Below are 15,258 nucleotides of genomic sequence, written 5' to 3'. Positions count from 1 at the left end.
AACCGCGGCCGTTCCCGTCCGGGGCCTGCGGCCCTAGGCGCGCCGTCCCGTGTGCCCACCCTTCCCCGGACTTCGTCCGGGGGGACCCCCGGGGGGACCCCCACCGCCCTGCGGGACGATCGCCCACACGGGGGCGGGCAGAGCCGGCCCCCCACGGGCGCGGGCGGCACGGAGCCAAAGGAGCCCCGCCGCCAGCGCCACGCCCGCCAGGGCGAAGCCGTACGCCGGGGTGTGGCCCGAGGGCGCCGTCTCGTACGCCAGCGCCCCGCACATCACCGCGAGCCCCCACCCCGAACGCCCGTCCCACGCCACCGCCGCCACCGCGCAGACCCCCCACAGCACGTACCACGGCTGCACCATCGGCGAGAGCCCCACCAGCACGAGCAGCGAGACCCCGAGGCCCAGTACCGGATCCATCCGCCCTTGCCAGCAGCGCCGGCCCAGCACCCCGATGACCGCGACGGCCACCAGCAGGCCCGCCCGCTGGACGAGCGTCTTCACCGGGTCCGGATCGTCCGCGACGAGCAGCCCGAGGCCGAGCCCGAGGTCGCTCGTGACGGAGAGCGCGGTGTGGATGGAGCCGGCCACGCTCTGGGTGCGGAGCCACCCGAAACCCGTCCCCGCGGCCACGGTCGCCAGTCCGGCCACCCCCGCGGCGACGACGCCCGGCAGCAGGCCCTTCAGAAGCCCCCGCGCACCCCCGCCCGCGCGCCGCGCGACGATGATCCCCACGAACAGCAGCGCCACCGCCGCCGGCGACTTCACCATGACGGCGAGGCCGACGAGCACGCTGCCGAGCACCCACCGCTCCCGCACCGCGAGCAGCACCCCGCCGAGCATGAGCCCGATCATCAGCCCGTCGTTGTGCATGCCGCCGACGACGTGGATCAGGAGCAGCGGATTGAGCGCGGCGAGCCAGAGCGCCCCCGGGCGGCCGCCGGACAGGCCGCGGACGGCCCAGACGATCAGGGCGAGCGCGCCGAGGGCGAGGATCCGCATGCCGAGGACAGCCGGCACGACCGCCCCGCCGGTGAGCTTCACGACCGCCTGCGCCAGCACGAGGAAGACCGGACCGTACGGCGCGGGCGTGTCCGTCCAGTGTCCGCCGACGCTCGCCGCCGCGTCCGCCCCGAGCGAGCCGGGCCCGAGCACGGACGGCCCGGCGCCGTACACGTCGTGGCCTTCGAGGACCATCGCGCCCTGGGCGATGTAGCTGTACACGTCGGCGCTGTAGAGCGGCGGCGCGAGCAGCAGCGGCGCCGTCCACCAGCCGAGGGTGACACCGACGCGTTCGCCGGACCGCCCACCGACCCGCTCACCGGACCGCTCGCCCACGCGCCGCCCGTCGCCGGCCGGGAGCAGCCGCCCGTACTGCCACCACGCGGCGATCAGCAGCGTCAGGCCGAGGTACGCGAGGACCGCGCCGGCCACGGTGAGGGCGGAGCCGCGTGGCTCCCAGAGCCCCCAACCGCCGCGTACCGGAAGTGTCCCGGCCGCCCATCCGCCCACGCTGACGGCGAGCGAACCGGCGGCGCCGAGCCACCGGCATCCGGCGGTGCTGAAAACCCACATGACGGGACAACCTATCCTGCGGGCCCGCCCGCCCCGGCCCGCCGCTACCTCTGCTTCTTCTTGACCCCCGGCGCGTCCCCCGACTTTCCGGGCGCCCGCCCGGCGGAAGCGGTGGCCGTCACGCCGGGCGCGGGCCCGGTGGCGGGCGCCGTGGCACCGGCGCCCGGCCCCGCGCTCGCCGAGGGGGCGGCCGACGCGGACGCGGACGCCGTGCCGCCTTGGGAGGGGGCGGGCGTCCCGCTCTCCCGGGCGCCGTCGCCGTCCTCGGAGTCGGCGGAGCCCGATCCGGAGCCGGGATCGGGCTGGATCAGCGCCGGCATCCCGGGCCCGCCGCCGTCGACGGCCGGGGAGCCCCGGTCGGGGCCGGAGTCGAAGGCGGCGGCCACGACGGCGGCGAGCGCCCCGAGCACGACGACGGCACCGCCCCCGATCATCAGGAGCGGCGCGGGCCCGCGCCTCGCGGCGTGACGGCGGCGTCTCGGGCCGTCGTCGGCCCCCGTGTCGTACTGGCTCACGAACGGGGATTGTAGGGAGCACACGCGTACGAGAGCGACCTGGGTCACACGGCCGGACGGGACGCGTCACGGCGCCCGTACGCCCGCCCGGGCGATCACCCGGACGCCCGAGCCGTCGCCGACGTGGCTAAGAACACGGAGCGCGCCGACCGGCACCGCCGTAAGCTCTCGTCATGCAGGTGATCCAGTCCACGAAGCTGTCCAACGTCTGTTACGAGATCCGGGGCCCGGTGCTCGAAGAGGCGATGCGGCTTGAGGCTGCGGGTCATCGCATCCTCAAGCTCAACACCGGCAACCCGGCCGCGTTCGGCTTCGAGTGCCCGCCGGCCATCCTCGAGGACATGCTGCGCAACCTCGCCGAGGCGCACGGCTACGGCGACGCGAAGGGCCTGCTGTCCGCTCGGCGCGCGGTGATGAGCCACTACGAGACCAAGGGCATCCCGCTCTCCGTCGAGGACATCTACCTGGGCAACGGCGTCTCCGAGCTGATCCAGATGTCGATGCAGGCGCTGCTCGACGACGGCGACGAGGTGCTCGTCCCGGCCCCCGACTATCCGCTGTGGACGGCGTCGGTCTCGCTGGCCGGCGGTACGGCCGTGCACTACCGCTGCGACGAGCAGGCGGACTGGATGCCGGACCTGGCCGACATCGAGCGCAAGATCACCGATCGCACCAAGGCGATCGTGATCATCAACCCGAACAACCCGACCGGCGCCGTCTACGACGACGAGATGCTCCGCTCGCTGACGGAGATCGCCCGCCGTCACAACCTGGTGGTCTGCTCGGACGAGATCTACGACAAGATCCTCTACGACGGCGCCACCCACACGCCGACCGCCGCCATCGCCCCCGACCTGCTGGTCCTGACCTTCAACGGGATGAGCAAGAACTACCGGGTGGCGGGCTTCCGGTCCGGCTGGCTCGCGGTCTGCGGCCCGAAGGCGCACGCCTCCTCGTACATCGAGGGCCTGACGATCCTGGCCAACATGCGCCTGTGCGCCAACATGCCGGCCCAGCACGCGGTGGCCGCCGCGCTCCAGGGACGCCAGTCGATCGAGGACCTGGTGCTGCCGGGCGGGCGGCTGCTCGAACAGCGGGACACGGCGTACGAACTGCTGACGCAGATCCCGGGCGTGACGTGCGTGAAGCCGAAGGGCGCGCTGTACCTCTTCCCGCGGCTCGACCCGAACGTCTACAAGATCAAGGACGACCGGCAGATGGTCCTCGACCTGCTGCGGGCCGAGAAGATCATGGTCGTGCACGGCACGGGCTTCAACTGGCACGAGCCGGACCACTTCCGGATCGTCACCCTGCCCACCGCCCCCGACCTGGCGGACGCGGTGACCCGGATCGGCACCTTCCTGGACGGTTACAGCCAGCACTGACCCGGCCCGACCGGAACACTTCCCGGACAGCACACAACTTTAGATTGAATCTAAGCTAGGATGCCTCCAGAGCAACCAGGAGGCCGTCCCATGTACGAACCGATCCGCACCAAGTCGGTCCACCGGATGGCCGACGACGACCGGAACGCCTACCCGCACCGCTCCCGCGAGGAGGAGCTGGACATCCAGCTCGCCGGACACCTCGCCGCCCTGCTCGCCGTCACCGACGAGCTCGGCGACGGCGAGGCCGGCGAGCTGATCGCCCGGCAGGTCGCCCGGCTCCGCGGCGCGCCCCCCGCCCGGCACGCGGGCCTGAGCGGCTCCCCCGCGGAGGCGCTGCACCGCAGGGCCCACGCCCTCGCGGGCCGCGCCCTGGTCGTCGCCGCCTCCCGGGCCGACACCGCCGCCGCGATCCTCGCCGCCGAGCGCATGGACGCACACACCGCGGCGCTCGCCGGGGACTCCCTGGTCGGCACCCCCTGACGGCCCCGGTCCGCGCGGCCACGACACCGCGCGGACCGGGCGCCACCCAACCCGTCACCCCTCCCGGCCGCCGGCCGCCCCCGCACATGCGCCGGCCCCCGCAGCCGTGAGGGGGCTCCGGGGGCCGGATGCGTCGTGGTGGGCCGTCGTGACCCCACTGGTCAGGGCGGTGTTTCGGGGCAACCCACCACGAGTCTCGGTGTCGCTACGGGATCAGCCCAGGCGCTCGACCAGCGCGCGGTACTCGTCCCACAGCTCCTTCGGGGTGTGCTCCCCGAAGGTCTCCAGGTGCGCGGGGACCAGAGCGGCCTCCTCGCGCCAGACGTCCTTGTCGACGGTGAGCAGGAAGTCCAGGTCGGCCTCGGGCAGGTCCAGGCCGGCGGTGTCGAGGGCCTCGCGGGTCGGCAGGATGCCGATCGGCGTCTCGACGCCCTCGGCCTTGCCCTCCAGGCGCTCGACGATCCACTTCAGGACGCGGCTGTTCTCGCCGAAGCCCGGCCACACGAACTTGCCCGCGTCGTTCTTGCGGAACCAGTTCACGTAGTAGATCTTCGGCAGCTTCGCCTGGTCCTTGTCGGCGCCGACCTTGATCCAGTGCGCCATGTAGTCGCCCATGTTGTAGCCGCAGAACGGCAGCATGGCGAACGGGTCGCGGCGCAGCTCGCCGACCTTGCCCTCGGCGGCGGCGGTCTTCTCGGAGGCGACGTTGGCCCCGAGGAAGACGCCGTGGTTCCAGTCGAAGGACTCGGTCACCAGCGGCACCGCGGAGGCGCGGCGGCCGCCGAAGAGGATCGCGGAGATCGGGACGCCCTTGACGTCCTCCCACTCGGGGGCGATCGTCGGGCACTGCCCGGCCGGGACGGTGAAGCGGGCGTTGGGGTGGGCGGCCGGCGTCTCGGACTCCGGCGTCCAGTCGTTGCCCTTCCAGTCCGTCAGGTGGGCGGGCGCCTCCTCGGTCATGCCCTCCCACCACACGTCGCCGTCGTCGGTGAGCGCGACGTTGGTGAAGACCGAGTTGCCCCAGAGGGTCTTCATGGCGTTGGCGTTGGTGTGCTCGCCGGTGCCGGGCGCGACGCCGAAGAAGCCGGCCTCGGGGTTGATCGCGTAGAGGCGGCCGTCCTCGCCGAAGCGCATCCAGGCGATGTCGTCGCCGATGGTCTCGACCGTCCAGCCGGAGATCGTGGGCTCCAGCATGGCGAGGTTGGTCTTGCCGCAGGCCGAAGGGAAGGCGGCGGCCACGTACTTGGCCTCGCCCTGCGGCGGGGTCAGCTTGAGGATGAGCATGTGCTCGGCGAGCCAGCCCTCGTCACGCGCCATGACGGAGGCGATGCGCAGCGCGTAGCACTTCTTGCCGAGCAGGGCGTTGCCGCCGTAGCCCGAGCCGTACGACCAGATCTCGCGCGTCTCGGGGAAGTGCGAGATGTACTTGGTGGAGTTGCACGGCCACGGAACGTCGGCCTCGCCCTCGGCGAGCGGGGCGCCGAGGGTGTGGACGGCCTTGACGAAGAAGCCGTCGGTGCCGAGCTCGTCGAGGACGGCCTGTCCCATGCGGGTCATGGTGCGCATGGAGACGGCGACGTAGGCGGAGTCGGTGATCTCGACGCCGATGGCGGAGAGCGGGGAGCCGACGGGGCCCATGCAGAAGGGGACGACGTACATCGTCCGGCCCTTCATGGAGCCGCGGAAGATGCCCTTCTCGCCGGCGAAGATCTCCTTCATCTCCGCGGGAGCCTTCCAGTGGTTGGTCGGGCCCGCGTCCTCCTCCTTCTCGGAGCAGATGAAGGTGCGGTCCTCGACGCGCGCGACGTCGGTCGGGTCGGAGGCCGCGTAGTACGAGTTCGGGCGCTTGACCGGGTCGAGCTTCTTGAAGGTCCCCTTGGAGACGAGCTCCTCGCACAGGCGCTCGTACTCGGCCTCGGAGCCGTCACACCAGACGATGCTGTCCGGCTGGGTGATCTCGGCGATCTCGTTGACCCACGAGATCAGTTCCTTGTGCTGGGTGGGGACGCTGGAGGGAGCCGCGTTGTCGCGCGCCACGATTGCTCCTTGTTGAGGGGTTTTTAAGATGTATGCCCCTTGGGGGCTGCGACCCGGATGCGTCGTAGGCGCTCATCCGGTGCCGACCGCACTCATTTGATCATCCGATGCTACCGCCCATATGTCCAGAGGGCCTCACACGTGAGCATCGCCACTCATATCCGGAACCTACGGTGGCGTAGATAGCATTCGGTTCCATGACTGCAGCCACACCGGACCTCACGACGACGGACCAGCACCCGGCGCTGCCGCTCCCCCTCAAGCCGAGACTCCGGGGCTGGCTGCACGCCGGGATGTTCCCCGCGGTGATCGTCGCGGGCCTCGTCCTGGTCGCCCTCTCGCACTCCCCGCGCGCCCGGATCGCCTGCGGGATCTACGTGCTCACCGCCTGCCTGCTCTTCGGCATCAGCGCCCTCTACCACCGCGGGAACTGGGGCCCGCGCGGCGAGGCGGTGCTGCGGCGCCTCGATCACGCCAACATCTTCCTGATCATCGCGGGCACGTACACCCCGCTGACCCTGCTCCTCCTCCCGGATTCCACCGGCCGGCCCCTCATGTGGGCGGTGTGGGCCGCGGCCGCCGCCGGCATCGCCTTCCGGGTCTTCTGGGTCGGCGCCCCGCGCTGGCTGTACACGCCCTGCTACATCGCCATGGGCTGGGCCGCCGTCTTCTTCCTGCCCGACTTCATGCGCACCGGCGGCATCGCCGTCCTCGTCCTGGTGATCGTCGGCGGCCTGCTCTACAGCGCGGGCGGGGTCATCTACGGCATCAAGCGCCCCAACCCCTCACCCCGCTGGTTCGGCTTCCACGAGGTCTTCCACTCCCTCACCCTCGCCGCCTTCATCGTCCACTACGTCGGCATCTCCCTGGTCGCCTACCAGCACGCGTGAGCACGGCCGAAAGCCCCTCACAGGCCCCGCCCGACCCTCGCTGACCAGGCACAATGACGCCATGGCCGCCGACACCCCCGAACCCGCGAGCAGCCCGCGCCCCTCGCTGCGCGAGCGCAAGAAGCTCAGGACCCGCGCCGCGATCCGCCGGGCCACCTACCGGCTCGTGACCGAGCAGGGGTACGAGGCCACGACCATCGAGCAGATCGCGGCCGCGGCCGAGGTCTCCCCCTCCACCGTCGTGCGCTACTTCCCCGTGAAGGAGGACATCCTCCTCACCGACGACCAGGACACCCTCCTGGAGGCCCGGCTGCGCGCCCGGCCGGCCGAGGAGGAACCGCTGGACTCGCTGCGCGCCGTCGTCCTCGACGCCGTCACGGCCTCCCTCGCCGACGAACCCGCCGAGACCCGGATGCGCGCCCGGTTCGTGGTCGAGATCCCCGCCGTCCGCGCCCGGCTCACCGAGACCACCGCCGAGACCGGCCGGCTGCTCTCCGGAGCCATCGCCGAGCGCACCGGCCGCGCCCCCGACGACCTGGAGGTACGGGTCTTCACCGCGGCCGTCCTCGGCGCCCTGCGCGAGGCCACCGTCTACTGGGCGGAACACGGCCGGGGCGACGACCTGGTCCCGCTCCTCGACCGGACCGTCGACACCCTCAAGGCCGGTCTCACCCTCCGGGGACCCGGCCGAGCGCGCCCCTGACCACCTCGCCCGACGCGGGGTTCCGGTCGCAGCCCCACACCCCGTGCGGGCAGTAGTCGGTGAAGGTCTGGTAGACCGGCCGGTGCCGGGCGAACCAGTCGAGCATCCCCCGGACGTACGCCGGGTTGTCCCCGTTGCGGAACAGCCCCCACTCGGGGAACGAGACCGGCTTGCCGTGCGCCGCCGCGAACCGCACATGGTGCGCCAGCCCGTACTCCTCGGCGACCTGCTCCTCGAAGGAGAGCCCGGCCGGCTGGTCGTAGGCGTCCATGCCGATGATGTCGACATGGGCGTCGCCCGGGTAGCAGCGCGGCCAGGCGATGGCGTCGAGCCCCCGGCTCGGCGTGAAGTCGAAGCGGAAGCTCTGGCCCGGCACCGCGCGCAGCACCTCCACCACCCGCCGCCAGTACGCCTTCCAGCTCACCGGGTCGGGACCGCAGCGATGGCTGTACGTGGTGCCGTTCATCTCCCAGCCGAGCACCAGCACCGCGTCCCCGAGCCCGTGCGCCACGAGCCGCTCGCCCAGGGTCCCGAAGTGCCCGTCGTACGCCCCGGCCGCCCCGCGCCGCAGCTCCCGCCGCACCTCCCCGTCGGACAGGCCCGCCTCGTTGCGGTCGAGCAGCGGGACGTTCAGCACGAAGAGCCGCCCGGCCCGCTCGTTCTTCCACCGCGCCCAGGGCTCGAACAGCGCGGGATGCCCCTCGATGTTGGACCAGCGGTCGCCCGGCAGATAGGTGTGCCCGACGCTCAGCGGCTCGCCGCCCAGCCATCGCTCCACCTCGGCGATCCGCCGCACGCCGGCCTCGTCGGAGCCGGTGAAGAAGCCTGAGGGCACCTCGGGGGGCAGCGGCGGGGGCGGGGGCGGCGGCTCGGGCGGCGCCGCCCGCTCACCGGCCGGCCGGCCGCCCGGCGCGAGCCGCTCCGGCGGCAGCAGGATCACGAGGAAGGCCGCGAGCAGCACGGCCAGTGCCACTCGCGGCCAGGAGAGGGGAAGGCGCACGTCAGCTGGTCCAGAACTCCCACCAGCGGGTCAGGATCAGCATGCCGATGATCCCGATGTGCAGCACCGGCAGCGCGAAGGTGAAGTCCCCGAGGAAACCCCGCACCGGCGCCGGCGCGGGCAGCATCCCGTGCCGCACGTTGTGCGCGGTGACGTACCAGAACATGGTGATCGTGGCGCACCAGGCCAGACAGCACCACAGGCAGAGCGAGTTGATCTCGTACAGCGACTGGTACATCAGCCAGGTGCAGAACCCGACTCCGAACAGCATCCCCGCGTTGAGCCCGAGCCAGAACCAGCCCCGGTAGCGGGCGCCGGCCAGGATCCCGGCGCCCGCGGCGACGACCACGGCGTACGCGACGAGCCCCAGCATCGGGTTCGGGAAGCCGAACACCCCCGCCTGCTCGCTCTTCATGATGTTGCCGCACGAGACGACCGGGTTGAGGCTGCACCCGGGCTGGAATCCCGGGTCCTCCAGCAGCTTGAACTTGTCGATCGTGATGACCCAGCCGGCCAGCACGCCGGCCGCGCCCGTCACCACCAGCATCCAGGCGAAGGCCCGGCTCGCGCCGGTCCCCGCTCCGCCCGTCCGCTCGCTCTCCTGCTGCCGCTGCCCCGGTACCGCGCCCCGTACGTTCACCGTCGCCATGACGCCGGCCCCTCTCCGCTCAGCCCTGGATCCGGCTCACCGGAACCGCGATGTGGCCCGAGTTCTTCACGATGTCGTCGGCGCTGATGAAGGCACGCAGCCCGTCCTCGTCGACCGGAGCCCCCGGCTGCGCGTCCGGCCACGGCACGACCGGGACCTTCACGATGACGTGGCCGGTCTCGTACGCCGCCTCCTGCCAGTCCGCCGACACCTGGCACTGCGCGTTCATGAACGGCAGGGTGAGCACGGCCCGCTCGGCCTCGACGAGCAGGTGCGCGCCGATCCCGCGGTCCTGGCCGGCGTCGACGACGATGCCGCCGATCGGCACGCCCATGCCCTCGAGGGTCGCCCGCAGCTCCGCCTCGCCGGCCTCCGCGCCATGCAGGCCGTCGCCGAGCGAATACACCATCAGAAAGGGGGTGGCGGGCATGTCGTCGGTGGGCCCGAGGGTCCACGAGATGACGGAAAGCGTTCCCATCGTGTGGGCGCTGTGCTCCGTCGGCAGGACGTTGGAAGTGGTCATGGAACCGGATGCTAGGGGACGAACAGCCGCACCCCTCAGCCGAATTCACTCATTCGGCCGACATTCCATCTCCCGCCATTTCCGCCGCAACGAAGCGCGGTTTACATCGTTGTGCCCAGAGGGCATCAGCCGACCTCAGGAGATCGCACATGATCGTCCCGCGCCGCGCCGCTTTGCGGTCCTTCTTCGCGCTGGCCGTCACCGCTTTCACGGGCGGCGCGCTGGCCCGGATCGGCACGTCCGGTCCGGACGTCCCGGGCACGGAGACCGACTTCGTCACCACCGAATCGGCCGTCGCCTTCGACGAGATGTACGCCGGGCGGCGCATCCAGGGCTTCCCGGGACCGTCCGGCGAGCCGCTGGCCCTCGTCGACGGGCGGCCGCTCCATCTGATGCGCTGCGCCGACGGTGGCTTTGTCACCCCGATCGACCACTACGAGTCCTGTCCGACACCGCTGGCGGCCGTCCGCGCGGCCGTGGACGAGCTGGGCTCCGCCCCGCTTTCCCGCCTCGCCGCCGCCCACGGCACGCACCCGGGAGGAAGCCCGCGTGGCGTACACGCGTAAGAACCAGCGCGATCTGACGAGCGCCGAGCGGAAGCGGTTCGTCTCCGCCGTCCTCGAACTCAAGCGGAGGGGGACGTACGACGACTTCGTCCGCACCCACATCGACCACTACGTCGCCGACGGCGAGGGCAAGCGGCGCGAGGCGCACATGTGCCCGAGCTTCCTGCCCTGGCACCGGAAGTTCCTGCTGGAGTTCGAGCGGGCGCTGCGCCTGATCGATCCGTCGGTGACCGTGCCGTACTGGGACTGGACCCGGGACAACACGCCGGCGGCTTCCCTGTGGAGCGAGGACTTCATGGGCGGCAACGGGCGGCGCGGCGACCTCCAGGTGACGACCGGCCCCTTCGCGTACGCGACCGGCCGCTGGACGATCAAGCACAACATGACGGAGGGCAGCTTCCTCACCCGGGACTTCGGGCGTCCGCGCGATCCGATCACGCTGCCGACGGCGGCGCAGGTGGACGAGGTCCTGCGCGAGCGGGTGTACGACGTGTCGCCGTGGAACTCGACCAGCTCCTCCGGCTTCCGCAACCGGATGGAGGGCTGGTCCGCGGGCCAGGGCAACGACCGCTTCCGGGTGCACAACCGGGTGCACCGCTGGGTGGGCGGGATGATGCTGGGCGGCGCCTCGGTCAACGACCCGGTGTTCTGGCTGCACCACGCCTTCGTGGATCTGCTCTGGTCGCGCTGGCAGCAGCGCAACCCGGGGGCGGGCTATCTGCCGAAGGACCCGCCGCCGCTGGGCGATCCGCAGTACCGCAAGGTGGCCTCGCTGAACGAGCGGCTCGGTCCGTGGAACGTGACGCCGGCGGAGCTGCTCGACCACAGCGCCGTCTACCGCTACGCATGACAGCGTCCCCCCGGCCCGACGGGCCGGGGGGACGCTGTCGTGGGCGGGAGGTCAGCCGCCGTAGCCGCCGTCACCGTGGCCGTCGACGTTCGCGCACTGGTTGCCGAAGGTCGGGTTCAGCAGGCCGATGAGGCTGGCGGTGTTGCCGCAGAGGTTGATCGGCACGTGGACCGGGACCTGCACGACGTTGCCGGAGGCGACACCGGGGGAGTGGGCGGCGACGGCCTCGGCGCCCGAGTCGGCGACGGCCATGCCGGCTCCGCTGAGGGCAACGGCACCCGTGCCGGCGAGAACAGCGGCAGCCTTCGCGATGCGAGACATCAGGAACTCCTTGGAACGTGGAAAGCGACCGCGAGAATCACGGCCACGCGCTTGCTTCAACGGTGAAATGCACCACTGGTCACGGGCATTGCGCCGAATGGAAACGAAATCGGAAGAGATGGCCCGCAGATCACCCGTTCGCCGCCGTCGGCTACGGCGGAACGAACCGGGATCTGCGGGCCGCGGCCATGCGACAAGCCTCCCTCTGCAACGAGCAGTGACCCCTCGGGTGGCGGGAAGAATCGTGTCTTCACCCGCCGGGCCAAAGTTCGTACAAGAAGAACGCCGTCAGGCCGGCTACGGCGCCAGACCCACCTGCGGGTCCAGCGCGCCGTTCAGCGCGGGGGTGAGGACGCCCACCTCGGGCGCGGTGAGCCCCGGGAGGAGCCCGCCGGCCCCCGGGGTGCGCAGCGCGTTGCCGACGGTGGCGCCAGGGGTGACGGCCTTCATCTCCGCGCGCGGGCTGGTGACCTCGGCGGTGCCGGGCTTGCTGCCGCGGAGCAGCTCGGGCAGCGGCGCGGCGACGTCGGTCTTCGACAGCGTGCTGTCGAACGGGATACGGGGCAGGGTGAGGTCCGGCAGGCTGCCGACACCCTCGTGGAAGCCGGTGGGCGCGCCCGGGACCGGGGTGGGGACGCCGGTGGCGATGGTGGGGGCGTCCATCGGGATCACCGGCTCGAGGCCCTGGAGCGGGACCACCACGGGGGCGTCCGCGGCGGCGGGGGTCGCCAGGGCCGCGGAGGCGAGTGCGGTGGCCAGGAGACCCAGGCCGGCGTGAGATCGCAGATTCATGTCCTGCAAACGAGTTCCGTGCCGGGAACGTGACGCAATTCCCCTGAGTGCAGCAACGGGCGAGGTCCTCGCCGGTGAGCGGCGAGGACCTCGGTTGACGTGGTGTCAGCCCGTCATGACGGCGCTGCGGTTCAGTGCCGGCCGCGGACGAGCCGGCCGCCGCGCAGGTACATCACGGCGCCGCCGACGAGGAGAGCGGCGCTGATCGCGGCGGCTCCCATGAGGGCGCCGGAGTCGCTGCCGGTGTCGGGGAGGTGCGGGTGGTCGGTGTGCCCCGGCGTGCCGGGCGGCGTGGACTCGGTGGGCGGAGTGGTCTCCGTCGGCGGAGTGGTGGGCGGAGTCGTCTCCGTCGGCGGAGTGGTAGGCGGAGTCGTCTCCGTCGGCGGAGTCGTGGGCGGCGTGGTCTCCGTCGGCGGAGTGGTAGGCGGCGTGGTCTCCGTCGGCGGAGTCGTGGGCGGCGTGGTCTCCGTCGGCGGAGTCGTGGGCGGCGTGGTCTCCGTCGGCGGAGTGGTAGGCGGAGTCGTCTCCGTCGGCGGAGTCGTGGGCGGAGTCGTCTCGTGACCGGGACCGCAGTCCGGACCCGAGTCGCCGTATTCGCACTCCCCCGGCTCGTCGGGCTGGGTGGGCGGCGGCGTCTCGCCGGGGTGCGTCGGGTGATCGCCGGGGTGCGTCGGGTGGCCGCCGGGGTGCGTCGGGTGGCCGCCGGGCTGGGTCGGGTGGCCGCCGGGCGAGTGGCCCTCGTCGCCGTAACCGCCGGGCTCGTCGTCGTCCCCGCCACCGTCCGGCCCCTCGGTCGCCGAGCGCAGCGCCTGGGCGCACAGCTCGTTGATGGCGGCGGCCATGTCCCCGAGGTGCGCGTGGCTGCCGCAGACCTTGGCCGCGGCAGGCGTCCGGGCATGGTTCCCGGAGCCGGCTCCGGGTGAATCCCCCGCGCCCGCGGCCGAGTTGGCCGCGAGGGCGAAGCCCCCGGTCAGCGACAGGATGCCGGTCGCCGCCGCGGTGGTGAGCATCTTCCTGGTGATGATGGATCGCATACCGCTCTTCCTCGGTGAAAGGGAGAGACCGGCGAGGATCCCCCCTCGCTCCGACCGGCCCGATGTTCCCCGCCGTCCGACTGCGGGGGGATGGCGAGAGCGTAAGGAGCGGACACTCGGCGCGACCGAATCAACACGGCACGTGATCCGAAAATCATTCAATTGACTCATCTGGCGGACAGTGGAAAGCCCTGGCGGGGAAGGTCCGCCAGGGCCGGGTGAAGCGAGGGGCTTTGACCGTCCGTCAGCCGCCGAGCGGGAGGCCGCCGAGCAGGGCACCGGCGCCCTTGCCGGCCTGGTTCAGCTGGCCCGCGGTCTCGGTCACCTTCTGGACGGGAGAGCCGTCCGTGGTGCTGCTGAGCGCGTCCGACTTCAGCCCCTGGCTGGTCAGTGCTCCGAGGCCACCGTCCAGGCTGGTGGGCGTCAGCGACTCCGCGGCCATCGCGGGCGCGGCGACACCCAGGGCCATCACAGAACCGGCGATGGCCGCGGCAACCTTGGTGGGCTTCATGAATGAGGATCCTTCCTTGCTGGCGTACACGGGTCAGCGCAAGCAACTGGCTTGCCGCACAGGCCTCTTGAGTGATTCCCGTACGTCGTTCTGCCTTCTGTAACGAGACGTGCGCCCCCCGGAAACTCCGGGCGGAGGGATTTCTCGACACTGCACCCGAATGATGCGGGCCGGTGTTATTTGCGGATCGGATGGGGCATGCGGGCGTGCCCGCCCGGGAGACCCGGGCGGGCACGGCGCGTGGGGCGGGCGGGATCAGTCGTCCGACAGCGGGGGCTGCACCGGCAGGGCGCCGGTGTCGACCGGGGGCTTGACCGGCACGTCGACCGGCAGACCGGCGGGAAGGCCGGCGGGCAGATCGGTGGAGACGTCGGGCTTCGCCAGGCCCGGCACCGCGGGCGGTTCGGGGAGCGGCAGACCGCTGCCGAGGACCGTCGACGTGACGAGGTTGACCAGGGAGGTCAGCGTCGACGTGACCTGCGAGAGGACACCGGTGGCACCACCCGCGCTCAGGGACGCCAGCAGGTCGGCGACCGTCTTCTGCACGGTGGCGAGTACGTCGGTGACGCCGTCGGCCGGGACCTTGGGGGCCGGAACGGAGGCCACGGCCGGGGTGTCGGCGGGGCGGGATTCGTCGGCGAGGGCGGGACCCGCCGCACCGAGGGTGATGACGGCGGATATCGCCAGGGCGGTGAGACGGGGTGAGACACGGGGACGCATATGTGTTCCTTTTCCTTATGCGTCGGACAACGTCACCGCCACCGTGCCTGCGGGTATAGCGGTCCGCAACCGCAGAACTACTGAGCGCCACGTCTCCGTTCGAGTGAATCCCGCGCCTGACCTGCCCCTCCAAGGGGCGTACGCCGTTGCACCGGGCGGCGCACGGGATGCGTCCGAACGAGTCACCACTCAGTCAGCAGAAGGCGAAAGGCCGGCGCACCACCCCTGGCGGGGGTGGTGCGCCGGCCTCGGAAGGACCGCGATCCGGCGTGCGAGATCAGGCGTTGATGCAGGTGTTGCCGAAGGCCGGGTTCAGCGCGCCGATCACGTTGACGGTGTTGCCGCAGACGTTGACCGGGACGTGGACCGGGACCTGGACGACGTTGCCGGACAGGACACCGGGGGAGTGCACGGCCGCACCGTGGGCGCCGGCGTCGGCGGCGGCGACACCGGCGGCACCGGTGACAGCGGCGGCGGCACCGACGGACAGGGCGACGGCCTTGGCGATACGGGACATGAAGAGGCTCTCCTCGTTCGATGGAAAACAGGACGGACGACTCGGACTACGAGGTCGGCACGGACGGTTCAGCCCGGCTCCTTCAACAACGCTCCGGCAATTCATCGGTTGCTCTCCCGAACGGGTGACGTTCAACCGATCTTTGGGCCATAGGAGGGTCATTCCGCCGAACGGACGTGGAAAGGGGCAA

18 protein-coding genes are annotated in these 15,258 nt (G+C 71.8%); 6 read left to right on the top strand and 12 right to left on the bottom strand.

Annotation, left to right across the window (positions count from 1 at the left end; translation table 11 throughout):
* Positions 1 to 33 precede the first annotated feature (33 nt).
* Together mptB and ACH414_RS32360 are read right to left on the bottom strand one after the other, a co-directional pair.
* Complete coding sequence (gene mptB / locus ACH414_RS32365) at positions 34 to 1,572, bottom strand: polyprenol phosphomannose-dependent alpha 1,6 mannosyltransferase MptB (protein ID WP_398944587.1); 1,539 nt, start codon at positions 1,570 to 1,572, stop codon at positions 34 to 36.
* Positions 1,573 to 1,616: 44 nt separating this feature from the next.
* Positions 1,617 to 2,087 (bottom strand): hypothetical protein, encoded by a 471-nt coding sequence (locus ACH414_RS32360; RefSeq protein ID WP_382548254.1) that lies wholly within the window; start codon positions 2,085 to 2,087, stop codon positions 1,617 to 1,619.
* A gap of 173 nt (positions 2,088 to 2,260) precedes the next feature.
* Between ACH414_RS32360 and ACH414_RS32355 the strand changes: the two genes are divergently transcribed.
* Positions 2,261 to 3,472, top strand: a complete 1,212-nt coding sequence (locus ACH414_RS32355) for a pyridoxal phosphate-dependent aminotransferase (protein ID WP_382548252.1) — start codon at positions 2,261 to 2,263, stop codon at positions 3,470 to 3,472.
* Between the two features lie 90 nt (positions 3,473 to 3,562).
* Positions 3,563 to 3,955 (top strand): hypothetical protein, encoded by a 393-nt coding sequence (locus ACH414_RS32350; RefSeq protein WP_382548250.1) that lies wholly within the window; start codon positions 3,563 to 3,565, stop codon positions 3,953 to 3,955.
* 213 nt (positions 3,956 to 4,168) lie between these two features.
* Here the strand turns inward: ACH414_RS32350 and ACH414_RS32345 are convergent, their stop codons facing one another.
* The gene (locus tag ACH414_RS32345; protein WP_382548248.1) at positions 4,169 to 5,992 is read right to left on the bottom strand and encodes a phosphoenolpyruvate carboxykinase (GTP); all 1,824 of its coding nucleotides are present in this window, start codon (positions 5,990 to 5,992) and stop codon (positions 4,169 to 4,171) included.
* A 197-nt stretch (positions 5,993 to 6,189) separates the two neighbouring features.
* Between ACH414_RS32345 and ACH414_RS32340 the strand changes: the two genes are divergently transcribed.
* Both ACH414_RS32340 and ACH414_RS32335 read left to right on the top strand, forming a co-directional pair.
* Complete coding sequence (locus tag ACH414_RS32340) at positions 6,190 to 6,882, top strand: hemolysin III family protein (RefSeq protein ID WP_382548246.1); 693 nt, start codon at positions 6,190 to 6,192, stop codon at positions 6,880 to 6,882.
* A 61-nt stretch (positions 6,883 to 6,943) separates the two neighbouring features.
* A complete protein-coding gene (locus ACH414_RS32335; RefSeq protein WP_382548244.1) occupies positions 6,944 to 7,585 on the top strand; it encodes a TetR/AcrR family transcriptional regulator in 642 nt (213 codons plus the stop codon).
* On the opposite strand, the gene ACH414_RS32330 is transcribed toward ACH414_RS32335, so the two are convergent.
* Genes ACH414_RS32330 through ACH414_RS32320 form a run of 3 tightly spaced genes read right to left on the bottom strand, consistent with a single transcriptional unit; the run spans position 7,551 to position 9,757 of the window.
* Positions 7,551 to 8,552: a glycoside hydrolase family 26 protein gene (locus tag ACH414_RS32330; protein ID WP_383162149.1), complete on the bottom strand. Its 1,002-nt coding sequence runs from the start codon at positions 8,550 to 8,552 to the stop codon at positions 7,551 to 7,553. The two genes, ACH414_RS32335 and ACH414_RS32330, sit on opposite strands and share 35 nt — an antisense overlap.
* Before the next feature lie 34 nt (positions 8,553 to 8,586).
* Entirely contained in the window at positions 8,587 to 9,234 is a 648-nt protein-coding gene (locus tag ACH414_RS32325) for a vitamin K epoxide reductase family protein (protein ID WP_382548240.1), read from the bottom strand.
* Positions 9,235 to 9,253: 19 nt separating this feature from the next.
* Positions 9,254 to 9,757 (bottom strand): DUF5949 family protein, encoded by a 504-nt coding sequence (locus ACH414_RS32320; RefSeq protein WP_382548238.1) that lies wholly within the window; start codon positions 9,755 to 9,757, stop codon positions 9,254 to 9,256.
* A 149-nt stretch (positions 9,758 to 9,906) separates the two neighbouring features.
* On the opposite strand from ACH414_RS32320, the gene ACH414_RS32315 reads away from it, so the two are divergent.
* Both ACH414_RS32315 and ACH414_RS32310 read left to right on the top strand, forming a co-directional pair.
* Positions 9,907 to 10,323, top strand: a complete 417-nt coding sequence (locus ACH414_RS32315; RefSeq protein WP_386568144.1) for a tyrosinase family oxidase copper chaperone — start codon at positions 9,907 to 9,909, stop codon at positions 10,321 to 10,323.
* The gene (locus ACH414_RS32310) at positions 10,307 to 11,173 is read left to right on the top strand and encodes a tyrosinase family protein (protein ID WP_382548234.1); all 867 of its coding nucleotides are present in this window, start codon (positions 10,307 to 10,309) and stop codon (positions 11,171 to 11,173) included. Before ACH414_RS32315 ends, ACH414_RS32310 begins: the two co-directional genes overlap by 17 nt.
* A 51-nt stretch (positions 11,174 to 11,224) precedes the next feature.
* Here ACH414_RS32310 and ACH414_RS32305 read toward each other — a convergent pair whose 3' ends face one another.
* The 6 genes from ACH414_RS32305 to ACH414_RS32280 form a co-directional block, all read right to left on the bottom strand.
* Entirely contained in the window at positions 11,225 to 11,494 is a 270-nt protein-coding gene (locus tag ACH414_RS32305) for a chaplin (protein WP_382548232.1), read from the bottom strand.
* A gap of 297 nt (positions 11,495 to 11,791) precedes the next feature.
* Positions 11,792 to 12,286 (bottom strand): hypothetical protein, encoded by a 495-nt coding sequence (locus ACH414_RS32300; protein ID WP_398944584.1) that lies wholly within the window; start codon positions 12,284 to 12,286, stop codon positions 11,792 to 11,794.
* 131 nt (positions 12,287 to 12,417) lie between these two features.
* Positions 12,418 to 13,320 (bottom strand): LPXTG cell wall anchor domain-containing protein, encoded by a 903-nt coding sequence (locus ACH414_RS32295; RefSeq protein WP_398944583.1) that lies wholly within the window; start codon positions 13,318 to 13,320, stop codon positions 12,418 to 12,420.
* A 244-nt stretch (positions 13,321 to 13,564) separates the two neighbouring features.
* Entirely contained in the window at positions 13,565 to 13,831 is a 267-nt protein-coding gene (locus ACH414_RS32290) for a hypothetical protein (RefSeq protein ID WP_382548226.1), read from the bottom strand.
* A gap of 255 nt (positions 13,832 to 14,086) precedes the next feature.
* Entirely contained in the window at positions 14,087 to 14,551 is a 465-nt protein-coding gene (locus ACH414_RS32285; protein ID WP_398944581.1) for a hypothetical protein, read from the bottom strand.
* 277 nt (positions 14,552 to 14,828) lie between these two features.
* Entirely contained in the window at positions 14,829 to 15,068 is a 240-nt protein-coding gene (locus ACH414_RS32280) for a chaplin (protein ID WP_382548222.1), read from the bottom strand.
* Positions 15,069 to 15,258 lie beyond the last annotated feature (190 nt).

It is taken from the genome of Streptomyces sp. NPDC020422 (assembly GCF_044386705.1).
Lineage (GTDB): Bacteria > Actinomycetota > Actinomycetes > Streptomycetales > Streptomycetaceae > Streptomyces.
Note: the sequence above shows the minus strand (reverse complement) of the source record. Positions and strands in the feature narration are given on the sequence as shown.